Here is a 21,110-nt window from a genome sequence, read left to right on the forward strand (position 1 = left end):
GCATGTAGACGATGATTCATTAACAAGTAAAAAGAGGAAAAAATGCCGTTCTCACTCTGGTTGTCACTCGCGGCTATCTGCGCCATGGGGGCGATGTCGCCCGGGCCCAGTCTCGCTCTGGTTTTAAAACACACGTTGGGCGGTGGGCGGTTGCCAGGCATTACTGCTGCCTTATTTCATGCGGCTGGTGTCGGATTTTATGCGCTTCTGACCGTCTGGGGGCTGGGCGCGTTAGTGACTCGTTCGCCTGACGTTTTTCAACTGGTTACCTGGGCGGGCGCTGCCTATTTAGCCTGGTTAGGCATCAAGGCGTTACGGGCTGGTAGGGCGGGGGCAATGAGTCAACAGGGGGCGGTAACCACTCGCCGTCAGGCGGCCAAAGAGGGAATGCTAGTAGCGCTGGGTAATCCCAAGCTGATTATCTTTTTTGTAGCGTTGCTGAGCCAGTTTGTTACTCCTGATATGAGTAGTGTGGCAAAGATGATCGTCGTACTAACCGCTATGCTTATTGATGGTGGCTGGTACGTGCTGGTGGCGGTCGGCTTGTCGCATTCGCGGGTACTGCCTTGGTTGCAGCGCCATGCGCACTGGGTCAATCGATTAACCGGCGTGCTACTGATTGCGCTGGCGCTGCGCGTTGTCATGGGGCCAATTACCTTGAGTTAATAGGCCGTTGTGCTTGGCAATAATCGATATAAGGCGCTGGTGCCATCCCTGTAGCCGTGGCAAGGTAGTGTTTATATCGCCTGGAAGGTGTAAGGCTTAATAATGACGATTTACGATCAAGACTGTTACACCCACCAAGGGCAGCCGTTTAATTTACGCGCGCTGCGTGGGCAAGTGCTGTTGGTAGTTAATGTGGCCAGCCAATGCGGATTTACGCCGCAATTAAAAGAGCTTGAGGCGCTATACCAGCGCTATCGTGACCGCGGCTTCACCGTGCTGGGGTTTCCCTGCAACCAGTTTGGCCGTCAGTCGCCGGAAAGTGCCGAGGCATTTTGTACTTTTGGTGAGCAAACGTACGGGATAAGCTTCCCATTGATGGAAAAAATCAGTGTTAATGGCAACCACGCACACCCGCTATTTGTCATGCTGAAACAACAGGCGCCCGGGGTCTTGGGCACCCAAGCCATTAAGTGGAATTTTACCAAGTTTCTGGTTGGACGCGATGGCAGGGTCATTGCCCGTTTTGGCCCGCGAGATCATGGGCAACCCTTACGCTTGGCATTGGAAGCGGCGCTGGATCGTGAGTAGGTCATTGACCATCAACGAACCAGAGTGTTGACAGCAACTTAATGCTCTCCACGGGCAACCTTAACGCGGTTCATAAGCTCGACCCAGCGGTGGCGTACCATCATGGTGGTTAGCCCGGAAAAAAGCGCCCAGCCTTTGCGTCGCCACCCCTTTAAGCGCAGGTTATGGCTCACCAACTGTTGCATCAGCTTATGGTCATCAAACTTTCGCCATTCGCTGGCAATCGAAAGTTGATGGCGTGACATCACCGGGGCTAGCTCCAGGCGAAACATCCACTCAAGCTCCATCAGCGGCATGTCGTACTGGTTAATGACCTCGACCATGCGGGCGTAATCCCGTTCGCTGGGTTCGCGGTCTAGCCATAAGGGGGCCAAGGCAAGCCAAAGGTCGCCGCGCTCGTCGACTAGTTGCTGTGCGTTCATGATGGCCTCGCAGGCATTTAAAAGAAGGGGCACTATCCTGCCGTGAAAGGCAAATAAGCTCAAGAGCGGACAGCGCCCGCTTGGCAAGCTAAAATAGCCGCCATGCTTACAGCATTGTCATGCTGATAATGAAATCAATCCGATAGTGAGGTTCGATGTGATTATTAAACCCAAAGTACGCGGCTTTATCTGCACGACTACTCACCCTAAAGGCTGCGAGCAAAACGTGCTCGAGCAGATTGAAGCAACCCGCGCGCGTGGTTTGGATAAAAGCGCCGGCCCCAAAAAAGTGTTGGTGATCGGGGCTTCCAGCGGCTACGGTTTGGCTGCTCGGATTACCGCTGCCTTTGGTTACGGCGCCGATACGCTGGGCGTGTTTTTTGAAAAGCCCAGCAGTGACACCAAAACCGGTACGGCGGGTTGGTACAATAGCGCAGCGTTTGACAAGTTTGCCAAGCAGGAAGGTCTTTACAGCAAGTCGATCAATGGCGACGCCTTCTCTAACGAAGCGCGTGAAAAAGCCATTGAGCTGATCAAGCAAGATATGGGCGAAATCGACCTGGTGGTGTACTCACTGGCATCGCCTGTGCGCAAGCTGCCGGATAGCGGTGAACTCAAGCGCTCAAGCCTAAAGCCGATCGGTGAGACCTACCGCGCCACGGCCATTGATACCAATAAAGACCGGATTATCGAGGCAGAAGTGGAGCCTGCCACCCAGCAGGAAATCGACGATACCATCACCGTGATGGGTGGCGAAGATTGGGAGCTGTGGATGGACGCGCTGGATCAAGCGGGTGTGCTGGCCAAAGGCGCACGTAGCGTGGCGTTTAGCTATATCGGTACGGAAATTACCTGGCCGATTTACTGGCACGGCGCCTTGGGTAAAGCCAAGGAAGACCTGGACCGTGCGGCCACGGCGATTGATGACAAGCTTAAAACTAGCGGCGGCGGCGCTAATGTCGCGGTACTCAAATCTGTTGTTACCCAGGCCAGTGCAGCTATTCCGGTGATGCCGCTGTATATCGCCATGGTGTATCGCATCATGAAGGAGCAGGGCGTACACGAAGGCACCATCGATCAGCTCAATCGACTCTTCGGCGAACGGCTTTATGCAGCAGAGCAGAGCGGTGATATGGCCACGGATGATAAAGGCCGTCTGCGTCTGGATGATTGGGAGCTGCGCGATGATATCCAACAGGCTTGCCAGGATCTGTGGCCGGAAGTGACTACCGAGAATCTGTTTGATATCACCGATTACGCTGGCTATAAGCATGAATTCTTAAAACTGTTCGGCTTTGAGCGTGATGATGTCGATTACGACGCCGACGTGAACCCTAACGTTGAGTTCGATGTGGTTAATTTATAAACCGTTAAATCGGTAAGCGACTTGCTTACCGCTTTAATGAATTGCCGGGCCTTTGTGCCCGGCAATTTGCGTTTGACGCGTAAAGTCCGCTAGCGGCAGGCGCAAAATCAATCACTGTTAAATGTTTACTGCTGGATACGCAAGTCCTTGAAGGTTCTGCCATGGTTAAAAGCAGAGTGTTACTCGCTTTTAACCATGGAGGAAATATGACCCGTACCGCACGAGTGGAGCCAGTTAGCGAAGACCAGGGCGACGCGATCATCGTATCGGGTTGGCGCGTTGTCGATGTTACCGAGCCCGATGCCCCTCAAGAAATATCCCGCTACGACACTGAGCCGCAAGCAATTGAGGCAGCGCGCCGCTTTGAAGCCGAAACCGCCCACGAACCTGGTTCAGCGTCTGATGATACTCAGGATTACGATGCGTCTGATCCCAACGCAGGCAAAGACGTTTCGTAATAGAGTCGTTTCAGCTGCGGGCCAGAAGATGCCATGCACAAACGATGTCATGAAACTGATTGGATAAACAGGCAGCGATTATCCCGCAACTGGCGGGTATTGGTGATTTTCAATTCGGTCAACTAACTTGTAAGAGTATGGCACTCAAGGAGAGACAGCATGAAACGGACTACATTAGCGATTGCAATTGCAGCTCTTTGCACTGGAATGTCCAGTGGCGTGTTTGCTGAGGATAACCAGCAAGAAAATGGTCAATCAGAAGGTGCGCTGGAACAACAGGAAGAGGCGGTCGATGAACAGGACGACGTTCAGGATGAGCAGCCCGCCGCTATGACAGGCGGCAACGCGGCGTCTTCTTCGGATGTTGACCAGGAGGGGAGTGATGATCCGAACGACCTGATGTCTCGCCAAATAAGTGATATCGAAGGCATGACAGTGGTCAATATGCAGGATGAAGACATTGGCGATATTGACCGGATCGTTGAGCATAAAGAGTCTGGCGAACTGTATGCGGTTATTTCCATTGGTGGCGTATGGGGAATCGGTGCCGATGAAGTGGCGCTGCCATTAGATGAAATTGAGATGAAGGACGACCAACTGGTTACCAACACCACCTATGGTAGTGAAGAGATAGAAGCGACGGCAGAGCAGTATGACGAAGACAATTTCAGCCAGATAGATAACAGTATGACCGTAACGCAGGCCCAGCAGCATCCTAATTAAGATACTGTCATGAGCATGGCCATCTAATGCCTGAAAGGCCATAACACTTTGTTCATGAGTTCGCCTTGCCTTGTATAATGAGGCAAGGCGTTTTTTTGTCGTTAAACGATTATCAAGATCGTTATTAACTTTCATACAAGTTTTAAGAAAGATGGTTTTTTATTGTTACTTTTTTCCTCCGTTGGCTAACGTTTGAAGAGTGACTCATCCAAGGAGGACATCATATGAACCGGACAATAGTAGCCATTGCTATCGGTGCTATCTTTACGAGCATTTCAACAGCCGTGTTGGCCAATGAAAATGATGCATCACAGAGCGACGGTCAGATGACCCAGCAGCAGGACAGCTCAACAGCCGGACAGCAGCAAAGTACGGACACTCCCCGTAATCAGGAACAGGGTGATACCGAGCGTGAAACTGGCACTCAAGGGCCTCAACAGAGTTCCGAAAGTGACGACTTGGATATGCCTGACCAGGCCGATATAGACAGCGACGATACGCAGAATGAACAAGGTGGTAACCGCTTGGAAGTTTTGAAAGATGAGGATGCCGACCAGACCACTGTTGAATAATGTAAAACCTCACCATTGTTTCTTGACGAGTCTTACTAAGTAAGCGGTGATAATATACGTGTTAATTTTTATTATAATTCATCGTTAGCTTTGCTCTTAGGCGCTTAGGTCTACTAGCTTTTTAAGTGCAAGCCAACACAAGGAGCAATATTATGAAACGGACAACACTAGCCATTGCTATTGGTGCGATTTGTGCAGGACTTTCAGGCGGCGCTCTGGCTCAAGACGCTAACCAGAACGACACTGACAATGCCGATCAAATGACGCAGCAGCAAGATGCTACGGCGCAAACGCAGCCACAAGGCACAGCAACTGACAGCCGTGCTCAGTCTCAGCCTAATGGCGACGAAACGATGGACGTTGAAGTCGACCAGGAGCCTGCTGAGGTAAAAGTTGAACAAGACTCTCCCAACATTCGAGTAGAGCAGTCAGAGCCGGACGTGACGGTCGAGCAGCCTGAACCCAACGTGACGATTGAACAGCCCGAGCCCAACGTTACCGTTGAAGACGCTGAGCCTAACGTTACTGTTGAGCAGGGTGGCGAGCCTGACGTTAACGTCGAGCAAGCCGATGATGCACAGGTCGACGTTAATAGCGATGACGATCAAGAACGCCAGCAGGCTGCCCAGGATAATCGTAACGACCAGGATGGCAATAATTCATTGATGTCTCACCCGGTTAGCGAGCTGGAAGGTATGGCCGTCATTAACCAGGATGGCGAAGAGATCGGTGATATTCAACATATCGCTCAACACAACGACTCTGGTGACCTGTTTGCCATTATCTCCGTCGGTGGTATCTGGGGCTTCGGCGCGACAGAAATCGCTTTGCCGATGGATGAAGTGGAGTTCCAGGATGAACAGCTCATCATGAATACCACGTATGGCAGTGACGAGATTGAAGCGTCCTCAGAGGATTATGTCGAGGATAATTATACGCAGGTCGATAGCGATATGACGCTATCCGAAGCGAAGCAGAATCAAAACCAATAAGCGATTTGATCGATAAGCGGCTTAGATGCTGACAGGAAGGGCAGGGCGTTCGCGCCTTGCCCTTTTTCTATTGATGGCTCTGTTATCAATACGATGTATCGCTATGCCCATCACTTCGGCCCTCAGCTGCGGCCCTCAACTACGGTCCTCAAATACGATCAGCGCTAGCTAGGTGCGATTGTGCGTTTCGATACTTAGGCTTTTACCTCTTCCTGCTCTGCAAGGCTGGTTTCTTTGTCAGCAGATGACTCTTTGGTGGTCGCTCGCGTACTAACACCTGATGCATTGCCTTTCGCCGGTAACGTTTTGGTATGGGTGGGCGCGTCATTAAAGCTGTTTTTTAGCATTTCATTGTCGGCGCTCATATCAATGCTGCCGTGGAAAACGCTGCCATCTTCAAGCACAAGGCAGGGCGATACGATGGTGCCAGTCACTTGGGCGCCCTTGTGGATCGTTGCGCGGTGTAAAGCGATTAAATTACCTTCTACTTCGCCGGATACGTGCAAAGTATGAGCAAACACATCGCCTTTAAAATAGCTATTTGCGCCTAATGTGACGGTGTGCTGTTTGCAGGTGATAGTGCCGCTAACACGCCCTTTTACGGTCAAATCCTCATCACTATTGATGTCGCCTTCTACTTGCGTATGGCTACCGATAATGGAGGTGCTGGGGCGCGCATTGCTGCTGGTTGGCGTGCTCGATAGAAGCGTGTCACTTGAGTCTGGAGAGCTGGGCGGCGTCGTTTTTTGCTCGGCAGTTGCATTCTTGGCTTTATTAAACATCGTTAACTCCTGGTAAATGTCGGCCTGGCGCTTTTAAGACGCACGCGTTGAGCATAAAAAGTCATTGAATACTTTAATCTGCTTAACGGCTGGATAAAGCTCAGAATTAAGCCGAGTGGGGGAGGTTATTCGCGCCGCCATAAAAATAAATCGCGTATAACCTTAGTCTGGGCAAAATATTGACAGTGGCGGGACCGGTGTATGGGTATTCAAGCATGGTTTATTCTTATTGGTGTTAGCGCAATGACACTGATTGTATGGGATGGCAGGCGCCGTAAGGCAAGGCAGCGCGCTGAAGGCTCGTACTCTTCAGGTGACGTGCCTCAACCGTCGCCTGCTGTCTCTCTCGTTTCTGACATCGCTGTTGAACAGTCACCACCTAAAGCCACCGTTACACCACTGGTGGCCCCGTTAAAAGAGGGCAGCCGAATTGGGGCGGCCACATCGATTACGGGGAATATCACCGCCAACGAGCCCGTGCTGGTTAAAGGGAACGTGCAGGGCAGGGTCGTCGCGTCGCAGCATTCTTTAACCGTGAATGCATCAGGGCAGGTAGCACCCTATATAGAAGGTGGTTTTGTCACCGTTGATGGCCATGTTTCAGGCACGCTGAAAGCGCATGCCAGGGCCACGCTACTGCCACAAGCAACTGTACAGGGTGTGATTGATACGCCATGTTTAGAGTGTGAGGCGGGTGCCTGGCTTCAAGCAAATGTTAGGCATCGCGCCGTTCAGCAGAACGTTACTGCGATGGTTTCCTAAGACGTTTTCCCAGAACGGGCCTCAAGACCGTTTTAAAGAGTAGGCTATTGATCGCTACGGCCTCCCGGGCCTCAGCTCTTTATCTTCATAGCCTAAGCCCAGCGTACGGCGACACCTTTTTCTATTGGGAGCTATCAGGCACTGCCCAAAACGTCACAATTGGGTAAGATGACGTTTCATTTACTGATGGCGTTTTGGCATGCAGCTCAGCTCTTTGTCTCCCCCGTTAACACTTGCGCGCCAGCGCATTGGGGTATTACTGCTGCCTGGCTTTTCCATGCTCTCACATGCCAGTGCCGTCGAGCCGTTGCTGATGGCTAATCAGCTTAGCGGCCAGGTGCTCTATCAGGTGTTTACGCTCAGTACCGATGAGCAGCCGGTGCGAAGCAGCGCTCAATTATCCTGTCATGCTGACTACACCCTGGAAGGGGCGCCGCCTCATCTGGACATGGTGCTTATCTGCGCGCCTTCGCCTCTGCCCTATGCGTTACCGGCCAAACTAATGGAGTGGCTGCGCCACCAGCCAAGCCGAACGATGCTGGGCGGATTAGCGGGAGGGGCTGAAGTATTGGCCCGCACGGGATTGCTGGAAGGCTATCGAGCGACCTTACCCTGGCAACGTTTTGCGGCCTTTTCCCAAGCGTATCCTCAGGTGGCGTTGTCGCAACAGCTGTTTGAGATCGACCGCAACCGGATCACCTGTGCCAGTGGTACGGCGGCCATGGACATGATGCTGACGCTGGTGCGCCAACAGCAGAGCAGTCATCTGGTTGAGCAGGTGTCAGAACACTTTATGTGTGAGCGAATCCGCATGGCCGATGAGCGCCAACATGTGCCGCTGCGCCACCGCTTGGGCCACGCCCCGCAGAGCTTGGTAGACGCTGTGACGCTGATGGAAGCCAACATAGAAGAGCCGCTTTCGACCCTGGAGCTGGCTGAGCATTTAGGCATTTCCCGCCGCCAGTTGGAGCGCCTGTTTAAAAAATATCTTCAGGCGGTGCCTAGCCGCTATTACCTCAATTTGCGTTTGCAGGATGCCCGTAAACAGTTGCGTGAAAGTGATCGCTCGGTAGGCGATATCGCGTTTGCGACGGGGTTTTCCTCGGCGGCTCATTTCTCAACGGCTTACCGCAATCATTTTGGATTAACCCCACGGGAAGAGCGTTTGAGCTGATGCACGCCCACGTCGCAAAACCTGCAGTAACGCATTAGCACCAGAGACCTCCCTTCAGAAATAATCTGAAATATGGGCAGCATTACATAATTTACCGTCACATTACTGAAAGCGGGTGAGCTTGCTCGCCCCGTATACTGATATAACTGATTGACTCAACGAGAGGGACTGACCCATGAGCACGACCCCAACCCGGCAGGATTTTGATCACTACATGACTCCCAACTATGCGCCGCAGCAGATTATTCCGGTGCGCGGAGAAGGCAGCCGCTTGTGGGATCAGCAGGGGCGTGAATATATTGATTTTGCGGGCGGTATCGCGGTGAACTCGCTGGGTCATTGCCATCCCGTGTTGGTGAATGCCTTAAAAGAGCAGGGGGAAAAACTCTGGCATCTCTCCAATATCTATACCAATGAACCCGCGCTTAAGTTGGCTAAAAAGCTGGTTGAACGGACCTTTGCTGACAAGGTGTACCTGTGCTCTTCCGGCGGTGAAGCCAACGAGGCCGCACTGAAGCTGGCGCGCCGCTACGCGGTAGACCATTACGGCGAAAAGAAAGACAAGATCATCTCCTTCAGCCAATCCTTTCATGGCCGCACGCTGTTTACAGTGAGCGTAGGTGGTCAGCCCAAGTACTCCCAGGGGTTTGGTCCAGTGCCTGGCGGTATTTTACACGCTGAGTTTAATGATCTTGACAGTGCGCGCGCCTTAATGGGCGATGACACGTGCGCGGTGATGGTCGAACCCATGCAGGGTGAAGGCGGCATTTTGCCCGCCACCCCCGAGTTTCTAGAAGGCCTGCGCGAGCTTTGCGATCAGCACAATGCGCTGCTGGTATTTGATGAAGTGCAAACCGGGGTTGGCCGTTGCGGTACGTTGTATGCCTATGAGCGTTATGGCGTAACGCCCGATATTCTCACCAGTGCCAAGTCGCTGGGTGGCGGCTTCCCGGTTGGCGCGATGCTGGCAACCGACAGCGTCGCCAAATCCCTCGCGTTTGGAACCCATGGTTCTACCTACGGCGGTAATGCCTTGGGCTCCGCGATTGCGTTGGCTGCGCTGGAATTTATCGATACGCCAGACGTACTGGAAGGCATTCAAAAGCGCCACGACCTGTTCCGTGAGCAGTTGGAAACCATTAATCGCAAGCATGGCGTGTTTAAAGAAATTCGCGGCATGGGGCTGTTGATAGGTGCCCAGATGTCGGACGCCTATGAAGGCCGCGCCAAGGATATTCTGCCGCTGGCCATCGAAGAAGGCGTGATGGCACTGATTGCAGGCCCTAACGTGCTTCGCTTGGCGCCTTCACTGGTAGTGCCGGAGGTAGACATTACTGAAGGTATGGCCCGTTTGGAGCGTGCGATTGAGCGCCTTGTTGCCAACGCATGAATTCGCCCACGGCGACATTGAGAGAGGGGCGTTAAGAATGCTGGTCATTCGTCCGGTAAAAATGGCGGATCTCGAAGCGCTGGTCGTGTTGGCAGAGCATGCGACGCCCAAGCTTACCAACCTGCCCGCTAACCGCGAACGTTTAGAGGAGCGCATTGAGCGCTCCCTGGCGGCGTTTAATGATGAGATCGAGTTTCCGGGTAACGAGCACTACACCTTTGTGCTTGAAAATAGCGCGCTGGTGGATGAGGCGGGGCATGGTGAAATACTGGGAACGGCCACTATTCGTGCCCAGGCGGGCGCCAATGAGGCCTACTACACCTACCGCCAGGAAACGTTGATTCATGCGTCTCAACAGCTCAACGTACGTCGCGAAGTACAAACCCTGGCGCTCTCTCATGAAGTTTCTGACGCTACGCTGCTGTGCGCGTATTCACTAAATCCGCGTTACAAGGGGACCAGCGCCGAAAGCCTGTTGCGGCGTGCTCGGCTGATGTTTATTGCCCAGTACCCCGAGCGCTTTTCGCGCATATTGGCCGTGGCGTTTCCCGGTTACCTGGATGCGCAGAACGAATCGCCCTTTTGGGAAAGTGTGGGCCACCACTTTTTTGCGCGCAGTTTTCACGATATCAACCACATCGCAGGTGTGCGCTCTAAAAGCTTTATTGCTGAGGTGATGCCTCAGTTCCCGCTCTATTTGCCGCTGTTGACGCCACCGGCTCGGGCGGCGATTGGCCGGGAGCATCCTGCGCATGAAGAAGCTTTGCAGGAGATGCTTGCCGAAGGCTTCGTGCGCTCGCGCCATGTGGACATCTTCGACGCGGGGCCGCTTGTGAAAGCCGAACGCGAGCGTTTGGCGACATTCAACCGTGCCGCTTGGCATCCGGTACGTCTTCGTCCGGACGAAACGCTTCCCGATGCCGAACCTGCCTTGATCGCTAATCAGGCGCTGGGTGATTTTCGCTGCATTGTCGCCCGTTACGCGCTTTCAGCCACTGGGCAACTGATGCTTTCAGAGGCGGATGCCAAACGCTTGGGAGTAGAGGAGGGGCGAGCTGTATTTGCCGCACCACTTACTCTGCCCAGCGCGGTGGATGCCTTTGATGAAGGAGAAATATGATGCGCATTCGTCCTATCGCCCGTGCAGATGTTGATGGGTTGCTGGCGCTTGCGCAGCAGGCGGGCGTGGGCTTTACCTCGCTGCCCAATAACCGAGAATTTCTGGCAGAAAAAATTGAAACGTCTGTCCGCGCGTTTGAAGAGCGTACCCCGGTTAACAATCGGCTCTACTTCTTTGTGCTGGAAGATGAGGCCAATGGCGAGCTGGCTGGCTGCTGTGCCATTGAAGGCCAGGTAGGGCACGAAGTGCCTTTTTATAACTATCGGTTGGGCACGTTGGCGCACTCGTCGGTACAGCTGGATTTACACCGCACCATCGATACGCTGTTTTTAAGCTCTGACCATACCGGCGATGCCGAAGTATGCTCACTGTTTTTGCGCCCGGAATACCGCGGCGAGGCCAATAAACACCTGCGCAACGGTGCGCTGCTCTCCAAGGCACGTTGGCTGTTTATTGCACAGTTTCGTGATCGTTTTCCTGAGAAAGTGCTCGCTGAAATGCGCGGCGTGTTCGATGAGCAGAACCGCAGCCCCTTCTGGGAGAGCCTGGGAAAACACTTTTTTCCCATGGATTTCAGCGAAGCCGACCGCTTGACCGGTCTTGGGCAGAAAAGCTTTATCGGTGAATTAATGCCGCGCTTTCCCATTTACACCACGTTTATGGCCGAGGAGGCGCGCGCGTGTATTGGTCAAGTGCATCGGCATACTCGGCCCGCCCTTGAAATGCTCAAAAAAGAGGGGCTGCGCTGGGAAGGCTATATCGATATTTTTGATGGTGGCCCGACGGTTGAAGCCTATATCGACGATGTGCGGGCTGTGCGCAATTCGCAGCTATATCACGTTGAAGTATCGACCAAGGCGCCTGATGAGAGCGTTAGCCGCTGGTTGGCCGCGACCACCACCATGCAGGCCTTTACCGCCGCGTGGATAGGCCGTGCACCCACCCGCGATACGATTGTTTTAACCCACACAGAAGCCGAGCGCCTAGGGGTGACCACAGGTGATGCCGTGCGGCTTCTGGAAACCTGAACAGGTAGGAGAGCATGATGCACGCCCAACAACAGCAGCTTATCAACGGCGCCTGGGTGAATGGCGCTGCAGCATCGTTTAGTAAGTTTGACCCCGTCTCAGGAGGGCTGCTCTGGCAAGGGGCATCAGCCAGTGATTCGCAGGTTGAAGAAGCAGTAGCCGCTGCGCGTAAGGCGTTTCCCGAATGGGCAAAAACGCCCTTTAGCGAACGCCAGGCGTTGGTCGAGCGTTTTGCTGAGGTACTTAAATCGCGCAGTGAAGCGCTGGCTGTCGCTATTGCCTCTGAAACCGGCAAGCCGCTTTGGGAAGCGCGTACGGAAGCGGGCGCTATGGTGGGGAAAATAGCGCTCTCACTCAAGGCGTACAAGGAGCGCACCGGCGAGCGCGAAAAAGCTGTAGGCAGTGCCAAAGCGGTGCTGCGCCACCGTCCGCATGGCGTGATGGCGGTGTTTGGCCCCTATAACTTCCCGGGCCACTTGCCTAATGGCCACATGGTGCCGGCTCTCTTGGCAGGTAACACCGTTGTCTTCAAACCGAGCGATCAAACACCGCTAACCGCGGACTTGGCGCTGCAGTGCTGGCAAGAAGCCGGGCTGCCTGCTGGCGTCATCAATCTTGTTCAAGGCGGTGTACCGGTGGGGCAGGCGCTCTCTGCACACCCTGGGATCGATGGCCTGCTGTTTACCGGCAGTGCAAAGGTTGGCGGCATGCTGCAACAGCAGTTTGCCGGGCAGTTGGATAAAATCCTCGCACTGGAGCTTGGGGGCAACAATCCGCTGGTGGTCAAGGACGTGGACGATGAGCGCGCCGCCGTGCTGGCCATTTTGCAATCCGCCTTTCTGTCCGGCGGCCAGCGCTGCACGTGTGCTCGCCGTTTAATCGTACCCCAGGGCGAGGTTGGCGACCGGCTAATTGACGCGCTTTCCGAAGCGATTGCCAGGCTTCATGTGGCCGGGCAGTTTGATGAGTCGCCCACACCGTTTTACGGCGGCCTGGTCAGTGTGGCGGCGGCTGATGGCCTGCTAAAAGCACAGGATGCGCTGGAGGCGTTGGGTGGCACGGTGATTAACCGTATGCAGCGTGTTAAAGACAATACCAGTCTGCTCACGCCTGCGTTAATCGATGTGACGGGCCTGGAAGTGCCTGACGAGGAGTACTTTGGCCCGTTATTGAAGGTGCACCGTTACCACGATTGGGACGAGGCGTTAACGCTTGCCAATAACACGCGCTATGGCCTCTCGGCGGGTTTGATTGGCGGCGAAAAGGCCGACTGGGACGATTTTCTGCTGCGCATCCGTGCGGGTATTGTGAACTGGAATCGCCAGACTACCGGGGCTTCGGGTGATGCGCCGTTCGGCGGCGTCGGCGACAGCGGCAACCATCGCCCCAGCGCGTACTATGCGGCGGACTACTGCGCCTATCCGGTGGCTTCCATGGAAGCCGAGGCGTTGGAGATGCCCGATACTCTGCCGCCGGGGATCAGCCTGTGAGCACCTCTGCCATCAATAACGTTAGGGAAGTCAATTTCGACGGCCTGGTAGGCCCGACGCATAACTACTCAGGACTCGCCGTAGGCAATGTGGCTTCCATGAGCCACGGCGGCCTTGAGTCCAATCCTAAAGAGGGGGCGCTACAAGGGCTTTTAAAAATGAAATCCTTGATGGAGGCAGGCTACGCCCAAGGCGTTCTGCCGCCTCAGCAGCGCCCGGATATCGGCGCGCTGCACGACTTGGGTTTTAGCGGCAGCAATCATGATGTGCTGGCCCGTGCTGCCGCCGATGCACCGCAGCTGTTGCGGGCCGTTTGCTCGGCTTCCAGCATGTGGACAGCCAATGCGGGCACCGTTACTCCCAGCATCGACGCGCCGGACCGCCGGGTGCACTTCACTCCGGCCAACCTGCAATCAAGCTTTCATCGCTTTCTTGAGCCGCAAACCACGGGCCGTGTGCTGCAGGCCATTTTTCACAGCGAACAGCACTTCGCCCACCACCCAGTGCTGCCCGCCACGCCTGCATTTTCCGATGAGGGGGCAGCCAATCATACTCGTCTGTGTGGTGAGTACGGTGAGCCGGGCGTTCATCTGTTTGTGTATGGCCGCCAAGCGTTTGGTGACGTGCGTAGCGGTGAGCGCGAACCTGTTCGTTACCCCGCCCGCCAAACGCTGGAAGCCAGCCAAGCGGTAGCCCGTCAGCATGGGCTTGTTGAGTCGCAAACGGTATTTGCTCAGCAGCATCCGGACGCTATTGATGCGGGCGTATTTCATAACGACGTCATCGCCGTGGGTAACGGAGCCGTGCTGCTGTATCACGAAATGGCTTTCCTGGACGAAGAGGGCACGCTCGACGAGCTGCGCCGCAAAATGACCACGCCCTTGATTCCTGTCCGCGTACCCATTGAAGCAGTGAGCCTGGAAGATGCAGTGGCGTCGTACCTGTTTAACTCGCAGCTGCTTTCCAACCCCGATGGCACCATGACGCTAGTCGTGCCCAGCGAATGTCAGGAGCGTGAAGCCGTCTGGCGCACCGTTCAAGACTACCTGTTGGCAGGCAATAACCCCATCAGTGACGTGGTGGTGAAAGACGTCAAGCAAAGCATGCGCAACGGCGGCGGCCCCGCTTGCCTGCGTCTGCGCGTTGCTCTTTCAGAAGCCGAGCGCGCAGCACTGACCGGCCGCGTATTGCTCACCAATGATCTTTACGAAGACCTTACTGCTTGGGTCAACCGCCACTACCGGGATCGTTTGGCACCTGACGACCTCGCCGATCCGCAGTTGGCAGAAGAGTCGCTCAGCGCACTGGATGAGTTAACGCAGCTTCTGCAAATAGGGTCGGTTTACCCGTTTCAGTTGGGGTAGAAGAAATCAGCTTTGAGCTAAAATCAGGTGTTATGTAACCTGGGGAGTTTCAATAAATATGTCATTCAGTGAAGCAGAAAAAGCTGCGCTACTGAAGGTGAAGGGTGTTGGGCCTATGGTAGTTAAGCGCTTTGAGGAAATAGGTATCGGTTCGTTTTCTGAGTTGGCGAATTACGAACCAAAAGAAATAGCCGAAATGGTCGCTTCGATGCTTAGGTCCACGTGTTGGAAGAATAGTCCTCAAGCGCTGTCAGCGGTTGAGTCTGCTATAAAAAGGGCTCGACAAGGTTTGTAGTGGCTACGCTCACATAATAGTGTTGGGTGGCACTGACGTGATGTGCATAGTTTTGTAAAAGCAAAATGCGTATATCGGATGTTTCAGCACGAGATAATAACCTAACCAGTAGGGACTCAAAATGACGGTTGAAACATGGGTTCTATATGTCGGTACGGTGCTGCTGTTCATGAGTACACCGGGGCCGAGTCATTTGCTCATGCTTTCTGTCAGTGCGTCGAATGGGTTCCAAAGGTCGCTTGCCACGGCCGCCGGCGATTTAACCGCCAATACCTTTCAAATTATTTTGGCAGGGCTAGGGTTGGCAGCAGCTTTACATGCTTCCAAGTATGGGTTCTCCGTTGTCAAATGGCTCGGCGTGGGCTATCTGATTTGGCTAGGCATCCGTCAGATTATCCGATCATTCAGCCCCCATGGCGTAGCCGCGCCTGCCCGCAAGGCATCGCTGAAAACGCTCTGGGCTCGTGGATTCATCACATCAGCTGCTAACCCCAAAGCAGTTATATTCTTTGCCGCTCTGTTCCCGCAGTTTTTAAGTTCTACTCATAGTTTGCTCCCGCAAATACTCGTGCTGGGCTTTTCGTATATCGTGATCGACGGCCTGTTTCTCAGCACCTACGGTAAGTTCGGAAACTGGATAGCAACGAAATTAAGCGGTAGAAAACAGGTATGGGTTGAGCGATTTTCAGGAACGGGATTAATTGGTGCAGCCCTCTTGCTTGGGCTCAAGTCTCAGCACTCATGGGTCAATTAATGTGTTTTCTCAATGAGAGCGGGAGGGCGCCAGCAGTCAATGTGGCGCCACTCATTCAGCCGACTAACGATAAGGATTATGCAGAGCAGCTGATCCGCCAGAATATGTCCGGCTACTATGAACAGCTGGATATGCACTGGGACAGCGCTTTGTTTGAAAGCGAGTGGCGTACCCTGGAAAGCTATCAGTTGGTCATCAACACGCACCCGGTGGGCTTGCTGTGTATCAACCAGGCTACCGAGGCTTGCTATATTCGCGAGCTGCAAATCGCGCCGCAGTGGCAGCGTCAGGGTTTTGGTACGGCAGCCATCCACCATATGGTAAACAGGGCGCGGCAATCGAATATCGATACGCTGCGCCTTCGGGTGTTCTGCATTAATCCTGCCGTCGCGCTCTACGAACGCATGGGCTTTCACATTCGTAAAACGGAAGGCAATACTCACTACATGGAACGGCGTGTTTTCTAAGTGATGTCTGCCTGACATGATTTGCTTTGTTTAGGCAAGTTGCTTGGCTTTGCCAATGTTAAGCAGAGCGATACCTGTGCCTATCAGCAGGGCGCCGGGTAGTAAGCCCTCCGGCGCGGCTTCTCCTTGGAGCATTATCGCCACCGGAACGCCAACCACGGCGCCGACGGAACCCAGCAGACTGAGAAGCACTGGCCCGCCGGTTTTCTGAAGCAGAAATAGCAGTAAAAACTGGCCTGCAAATACCATTGATTGAAGGGTAATTAGGAGAAGTGGAAGGCGTTGCCCGCTTGGAATACCAAGCGAAAATTCAGGCAGCAGGCCGACGCTGAACAGAAAAGCCGCCGCAGCGACTAGCATACCGGGCGCAAGAGCGTCGCCTGAGACACCCGCTGGCCAGCGCAACGTTCGGTAAAGATTGCCGATGGCCAACAGTACCGGCCCTGCCAACGCCAGCAAAATCCACATATAGTCGGCATCAGGCGCGGAAAGCTTGTGAGCTGCCAAGGTGACGGCGCCCGCGAGCGCTGACATAACGCCCATCGCCCGCATCATCTGAAAGCGTTCCAGCTTTACTATCAGCGCACCAACGTAGGTAAGCAACGGCGGCAATGTAATCACAAGGGCGACAAAACCTGCACCAATATGCGGAATGGCCGAGAAGAAAATCAGGTTAGAACCCGCCACGCCGACAAAGGCCGAAACCAGGTAATACTCAAGCGTACGGCCTGTGACAGGCGGCAAATTGCTGCGTAGTGCTGCTACGACCAGCAGAATTAAAGCCGCGCCAGTAATCGACCAAAATAGAAAGGCGAGTGGCGACAGCTGCACATCACCGGCTAGTTTGGCCACGTTGGTCGAAAGTCCCAGCAGCGCGCCACCTGCCACAAGATAGATAAATGCGGCAAGTCGTTTCTGTTTGGGAAGTGCCCCTGATCTTGCCTTGGGTGGTTGCATAGTGTGGCTCTTGTGGTTGCTCTTTAACATGCTTCTTAAGATATCTTGATGCCAAGGTATATGGCTTTTTATCTTGACGTCAAGCTAAAAAGCGGTAAGCATGAACCCCATGGATCATGTCGATAAAATACTCACACAGTGGCAGCAACAGCGCCCCGACCTGAACGTGGCCCCAATGGGCACGCTGGGCCGACTCAAACGATTGAATCAGAGCTTAATGCGGCGCATGGAGCAGACGTGGGCGGCGTACGGCCTTAACGACTCAAGCTTTGACGTACTGGCCACGCTGCGCCGTGAAGGCCCACCTTACGCGCTTTCTCCCAGCGACTTAATGGCCTCCACCATGGTGACGTCCGGCACCATGACACATCGGCTTCAGCAGTTGGAAAAAGCGGAGTTGATTGAGCGTGTCAAAAACCCTGCCGACGGGAGAGGCTTTCTGATTTCGCTATCTGAGAAAGGGTTTGCGTTAATTGATGAAGCTGTTGCCGCCCATGTAGAGACCCAAGCAGAGCTGGTTAGTGGTTTGAGTGACAAGCAGCGGGCGCAGCTTGACGCGCTACTTAAGCAGTTTTTGAACAGTGTTGAGAAGCAGTGAGGCGCTGAACGTGGGCACTCTGTGAGATATCTTTGTCGCAGGCTGTGTTGGCTGCAGAGGTTAGTGACTATTTGGCGAGATGGCCGTATGTCGGACCATGTATAATCGGCGTTTTATACTGTTTGAATTCTTAATGCCCGATGGAGATTGTACCGCGATGTCTTTACGTTTTAGCTGGTCGCGACTGGACGAATTAAGCACGCGCGAATTCTATGAAATCGTAAAGGCACGCATAGCGGTGTTTGTGGTGGAACAGCGGTGTGCCTACCAGGAAATTGATGAGCTGGACCCGCTTGCCTGGCATCTTTCCGCCACGGTTGATGGTCAGCTCGCGGCGTATATCCGAGTAGTGGGGCCGGGCGATAAGTTTTCTGAGCCCTCGATTGGCCGGGTGATGACCCTTAAGGCTTTTCGAGGCCATCAGTATGGCCGAGCGCTTATGGGCGAGGCGATCCGTTTTACCGAGCAAACCTATCCGGGCCTGGGCATTAAAATTGGTGCGCAAATCTACTTGAATGCTTTCTATGAGGCGTTTGGGTTCGAGCGCGTCAGTGAGCCCTACGATGAAGACGGCATACCGCATATTGATATGGTCAAACCCGCCTCCCACGCATAAACGATCATGGAACAGGAGTTTAATCCCGTGACCGCTTCAGATGCCTGCTTTTCAGAGAGTGAACGCCACGGGCTTTATCGTGCCATTTATGAGCGCCGTGATGTGCGTTCACAGTTTCTTCCTGACCCGATTCCGGCTGACGTGCTGGCGCGTCTATTGCAGGCTGCCCACCATGCGCCTTCGGTAGGGTTCATGCAGCCCTGGGATTTTATTGTCATTGAAGGTGACGAGGTCAGGGCGTCTATCCTTGCGTTATTTGAGCAGGAAAACCAGAAAGCCGCTGAGCGTTTTGAGGGGGAGCGTAATGATCTTTACCGTAGCCTCAAGCTTCAAGGGATTGTCGAAAGCCCGCTGAATCTATGCATCACCTGTGACCGCAGCCGAGGTGGACCACACGTGCTAGGCCGCAACAGTATTGTCGAAACTGACTTGTTCAGCACGTGCCTGGCGGTACAAAACCTGTGGTTGGCTGCGCGGGCCGAAGGGGTTGGCGTTGGCTGGGTAAGTATTATTGATCAGGCTCAGTTAAGTGACGCCTTGAACCTGCCTGATCACGTATATCCCGTGGCCTATCTATGCCTTGGTTATGTCAGCGAGTTTCTGGATCAGCCGGAGCTTGAAGCCAAAGGCTGGCGCTCCAGGCTACCGTTAAGTGAGTTGGTACATGGCGATAGTTGGGGGCAGCCGCTTGAGAATGGTCCTCTTGATGCGCTGCTGCGCGATCAGTCACGCTAATCGCCGCAGGTGCGCGCTTTTGCATGATGGTACGACGGCTAACAAAATTTTAGGGAATCACCATGCGGCGTTTACTGGTACTGCCCACCTCGCGTGCGGGTTGGGGTTTATTAATTGCGTTTTTAACACTCATCGCTATGGGAACGTGGCCGATGATTGGTTGGGTAAACCGGGCAACGTTAGTGCTAGGCCTGCCCCTGATGGTGGTATGGAGCTATTTGGTTATTTTTTCTTGCGTGGTGGTCATGCTGATAGGCAACCGTATCGTAGAGCGAGATAACCATGAATAGCCTCTGGCCTCTGCTGATTACGCTTATCTATGTGGCCATTGCCATGATGATTGGCTTACGCGCCCGCGGTGGTCAGGCCACCCGTGCCAATATGAACAGCCTGGAAGAGTGGGGGGTTGCTGGGCGTAGCATGGGGCCGGTCACGCTGTATCTGCTGATTGCCGCAGGGAGCGTCAGTGCTTATACCTTTATGGGCGCACCGGGCTGGGCTTATTCGAAAGGGGTTGCGGTCTTTTACGTCGCTATCTATTTGGCATATCTGGCCCTGATCGCCTGGTACTTTGGCCCAAAGGTATGGCAGTTTGGCGCTGAATTTGGCCACGTTACTCAGGCAAGCGCGATTGCTGACCGTTATCAAAGCCCTGCCTTGGGGGCGCTGGCATCGCTGGTAATGGCGGTTGGCTCAATTGCTTACGCGGTGCTTCAAACGGTTGGTTCGGCCTATATTCTGTTTGTGATGAGCGGCGGTATCATTCCTGTTTGGTTAGGCGTTGTGCTAGTGCTTGCCTCTATTGCTGTCTATTTATACGCCAGCGGTCAGCGGGCGATTGGGCGTACCAACGCCTTTCAGGGCGTATTAATGTTGGTCGTTGCCTGGGCTGTAGGCTTGTGGGCAGTGCATAGCGCCACCGGCGGTTTAAGTTTTGCAGCGGTATTTGAGCGTATTCAGGCTGAGCATGTGGCGTTTTTAACCCTACCAGGGGCTGGCGGGGATATGAGTTTTAGCTTCTGGACCACCTCGATTATTGTCTCGATGCTCTCGTTTATGCCCCCGGTATGGACCCAGTGGATGAGTGCGTCTTCCGCACGCACCATCCGGCGCAGCGCTACCTGGCTGCCAACGTACTATGTGGTGATTTTACCCATGGTGATTGTGGGCTTTATCGGTATTTACTCGCTACCTGACCTGGCCCGAGCAGACACGGTGGCGCTTGAATATGCCATGCAGCATTTGCCCGTTGTGCTGGTCGGGCTACTGGGGGCGGGAACCCTGGCGGCTTCCATGTCATCAAGTGAGCCGTTTATTCATTCGGTGTCGCTGTCATTAAGTAAGGATGTACTGCAACCGCTGTTAAAGCTTTCAAATGCTACTACTGGTCGACTTGCCAGGCGTATGATCTTACCCATCATGGCCTTGGTGATTGCACCGCTCGCGATTGCTGAACCGGGCAGTCTGGTGATGATTTTGCTGGTAGGGCTGGGGTTTGCCTCGCAAGTCTTGCCTGCTTTTGTTGGCATGTTCTTCTGGCCGCGCGCGTCACGCTTGGGCGTTATGGCGGGCATTGTGGCAGGGTTTTTGGTTACCGTGGCGTTTACTACGCTATGGCCACACCCGCTGGGAATCCACGCGGGGTTCTGGGGGCTAATCATCAACTTGCCGATATTTGTGGGGGTGTCGTTAGTGACTCCGGCCACACAAGCGGATGTCGTGGAGCGTTTTTTTCGTATTGCGGCGCCGCGTGGTTTAACCCGGCTTGGGAAAAAGTCAGCACTGTAGCGT

General features: G+C 54.1%; 24 protein-coding genes. 21 read left to right on the forward strand and 3 right to left on the reverse strand.

Annotation, left to right across the window (positions count from 1 at the left end; genetic code table 11):
* Positions 1-42: 42 nt before the first annotated feature.
* Together ACT3T7_RS05170 and ACT3T7_RS05175 are read left to right on the forward strand one after the other, a co-directional pair.
* Complete coding sequence (locus ACT3T7_RS05170; protein WP_444630258.1) at positions 43-666, forward strand: LysE family translocator; 624 nt, start codon at positions 43-45, stop codon at positions 664-666.
* Positions 667-768: 102 nt separating this feature from the next.
* Entirely contained in the window at positions 769-1,254 is a 486-nt protein-coding gene (locus ACT3T7_RS05175) for a glutathione peroxidase (protein WP_172117260.1), read from the forward strand.
* 38 nt (positions 1,255-1,292) lie between these two features.
* Here the strand turns inward: ACT3T7_RS05175 and ACT3T7_RS05180 are convergent, their stop codons facing one another.
* On the reverse strand, positions 1,293-1,676 hold the full coding sequence (locus tag ACT3T7_RS05180) for a DUF7079 family protein (RefSeq protein ID WP_087106394.1): 384 nt from the start codon (positions 1,674-1,676) through the stop codon (positions 1,293-1,295).
* Between the two features lie 157 nt (positions 1,677-1,833).
* On the opposite strand from ACT3T7_RS05180, the gene fabV reads away from it, so the two are divergent.
* From fabV to ACT3T7_RS05205, 5 genes are all read left to right on the forward strand, one after another.
* The gene (gene fabV, locus ACT3T7_RS05185; RefSeq protein ID WP_172117259.1) at positions 1,834-3,042 is read left to right on the forward strand and encodes an enoyl-ACP reductase FabV; all 1,209 of its coding nucleotides are present in this window, start codon (positions 1,834-1,836) and stop codon (positions 3,040-3,042) included.
* Between the two features lie 206 nt (positions 3,043-3,248).
* Positions 3,249-3,500: a hypothetical protein gene (locus ACT3T7_RS05190; protein ID WP_444630259.1), complete on the forward strand. Its 252-nt coding sequence runs from the start codon at positions 3,249-3,251 to the stop codon at positions 3,498-3,500.
* Between the two features lie 159 nt (positions 3,501-3,659).
* Positions 3,660-4,223 (forward strand): PRC-barrel domain-containing protein, encoded by a 564-nt coding sequence (locus ACT3T7_RS05195; protein WP_444630260.1) that lies wholly within the window; start codon positions 3,660-3,662, stop codon positions 4,221-4,223.
* Between the two features lie 224 nt (positions 4,224-4,447).
* Entirely contained in the window at positions 4,448-4,795 is a 348-nt protein-coding gene (locus tag ACT3T7_RS05200) for a hypothetical protein (protein ID WP_172117256.1), read from the forward strand.
* 152 nt (positions 4,796-4,947) lie between these two features.
* Positions 4,948-5,787, forward strand: a complete 840-nt coding sequence (locus ACT3T7_RS05205; protein WP_172117255.1) for a PRC-barrel domain-containing protein — start codon at positions 4,948-4,950, stop codon at positions 5,785-5,787.
* A 194-nt stretch (positions 5,788-5,981) separates the two neighbouring features.
* Here the strand turns inward: ACT3T7_RS05205 and ACT3T7_RS05210 are convergent, their stop codons facing one another.
* The gene (locus tag ACT3T7_RS05210; RefSeq protein ID WP_444630261.1) at positions 5,982-6,569 is read right to left on the reverse strand and encodes a bactofilin family protein; all 588 of its coding nucleotides are present in this window, start codon (positions 6,567-6,569) and stop codon (positions 5,982-5,984) included.
* Positions 6,570-6,770: 201 nt separating this feature from the next.
* Between ACT3T7_RS05210 and ACT3T7_RS05215 the strand changes: the two genes are divergently transcribed.
* The 9 genes from ACT3T7_RS05215 (at position 6,771) to ACT3T7_RS05255 (ending at position 16,413) form a co-directional block, all read left to right on the forward strand.
* Entirely contained in the window at positions 6,771-7,331 is a 561-nt protein-coding gene (locus tag ACT3T7_RS05215; protein ID WP_444622555.1) for a bactofilin family protein, read from the forward strand.
* 199 nt (positions 7,332-7,530) lie between these two features.
* Complete coding sequence (locus ACT3T7_RS05220) at positions 7,531-8,505, forward strand: GlxA family transcriptional regulator (RefSeq protein WP_172117252.1); 975 nt, start codon at positions 7,531-7,533, stop codon at positions 8,503-8,505.
* A gap of 175 nt (positions 8,506-8,680) precedes the next feature.
* Entirely contained in the window at positions 8,681-9,895 is a 1,215-nt protein-coding gene (locus ACT3T7_RS05225) for an aspartate aminotransferase family protein (protein WP_444630262.1), read from the forward strand.
* A 37-nt stretch (positions 9,896-9,932) separates the two neighbouring features.
* Positions 9,933-11,015, forward strand: a complete 1,083-nt coding sequence (locus ACT3T7_RS05230) for an arginine N-succinyltransferase (RefSeq protein WP_193054782.1) — start codon at positions 9,933-9,935, stop codon at positions 11,013-11,015.
* On the forward strand, positions 11,015-12,043 hold the full coding sequence (astA, locus tag ACT3T7_RS05235; protein WP_444630339.1) for an arginine N-succinyltransferase: 1,029 nt from the start codon (positions 11,015-11,017) through the stop codon (positions 12,041-12,043). Before ACT3T7_RS05230 ends, astA begins: the two co-directional genes overlap by 1 nt.
* A gap of 17 nt (positions 12,044-12,060) precedes the next feature.
* Complete coding sequence (gene astD / locus ACT3T7_RS05240) at positions 12,061-13,533, forward strand: succinylglutamate-semialdehyde dehydrogenase (protein WP_444630263.1); 1,473 nt, start codon at positions 12,061-12,063, stop codon at positions 13,531-13,533.
* Positions 13,530-14,897: an N-succinylarginine dihydrolase gene (gene astB / locus ACT3T7_RS05245; protein WP_444630264.1), complete on the forward strand. Its 1,368-nt coding sequence runs from the start codon at positions 13,530-13,532 to the stop codon at positions 14,895-14,897. Before astD ends, astB begins: the two co-directional genes overlap by 4 nt.
* Positions 14,898-15,313: 416 nt before the next feature.
* The gene (locus ACT3T7_RS05250; RefSeq protein WP_444630265.1) at positions 15,314-15,946 is read left to right on the forward strand and encodes a LysE family translocator; all 633 of its coding nucleotides are present in this window, start codon (positions 15,314-15,316) and stop codon (positions 15,944-15,946) included.
* A gap of 41 nt (positions 15,947-15,987) precedes the next feature.
* Positions 15,988-16,413: a GNAT family N-acetyltransferase gene (locus ACT3T7_RS05255; RefSeq protein ID WP_444630266.1), complete on the forward strand. Its 426-nt coding sequence runs from the start codon at positions 15,988-15,990 to the stop codon at positions 16,411-16,413.
* A 30-nt stretch (positions 16,414-16,443) separates the two neighbouring features.
* On the opposite strand, the gene ACT3T7_RS05260 is transcribed toward ACT3T7_RS05255, so the two are convergent.
* Positions 16,444-17,370, reverse strand: coding sequence for a DMT family transporter (locus ACT3T7_RS05260; protein WP_444630267.1), 927 nt, complete (start codon positions 17,368-17,370; stop codon positions 16,444-16,446).
* A gap of 100 nt (positions 17,371-17,470) precedes the next feature.
* Between ACT3T7_RS05260 and ACT3T7_RS05265 the strand changes: the two genes are divergently transcribed.
* The 5 genes from ACT3T7_RS05265 to ACT3T7_RS05285 all read left to right on the forward strand — a co-directional run bounded on the left by ACT3T7_RS05265 (position 17,471) and on the right by ACT3T7_RS05285 (position 21,107).
* On the forward strand, positions 17,471-17,968 hold the full coding sequence (locus ACT3T7_RS05265) for a MarR family winged helix-turn-helix transcriptional regulator (protein WP_444630268.1): 498 nt from the start codon (positions 17,471-17,473) through the stop codon (positions 17,966-17,968).
* A gap of 157 nt (positions 17,969-18,125) precedes the next feature.
* Positions 18,126-18,584 carry a GNAT family N-acetyltransferase gene (locus tag ACT3T7_RS05270; RefSeq protein ID WP_444630269.1) on the forward strand — a complete coding sequence of 153 codons (459 nt, stop codon included), beginning with the start codon at positions 18,126-18,128 and terminating at the stop codon, positions 18,582-18,584.
* 6 nt (positions 18,585-18,590) lie between these two features.
* Positions 18,591-19,319, forward strand: coding sequence for a 5,6-dimethylbenzimidazole synthase (gene bluB / locus ACT3T7_RS05275; protein ID WP_444630270.1), 729 nt, complete (start codon positions 18,591-18,593; stop codon positions 19,317-19,319).
* Between the two features lie 62 nt (positions 19,320-19,381).
* Complete coding sequence (locus ACT3T7_RS05280; RefSeq protein WP_192527844.1) at positions 19,382-19,609, forward strand: hypothetical protein; 228 nt, start codon at positions 19,382-19,384, stop codon at positions 19,607-19,609.
* Entirely contained in the window at positions 19,602-21,107 is a 1,506-nt protein-coding gene (locus tag ACT3T7_RS05285) for a sodium:solute symporter family protein (RefSeq protein WP_444630271.1), read from the forward strand. Before ACT3T7_RS05280 ends, ACT3T7_RS05285 begins: the two co-directional genes overlap by 8 nt.
* Positions 21,108-21,110: the final 3 nt, after the last annotated feature.

The sequence above is a fragment of the Halomonas sp. 111 genome (assembly GCF_052379685.1).
Lineage (GTDB): Bacteria > Pseudomonadota > Gammaproteobacteria > Pseudomonadales > Halomonadaceae > Vreelandella > Vreelandella citrativorans.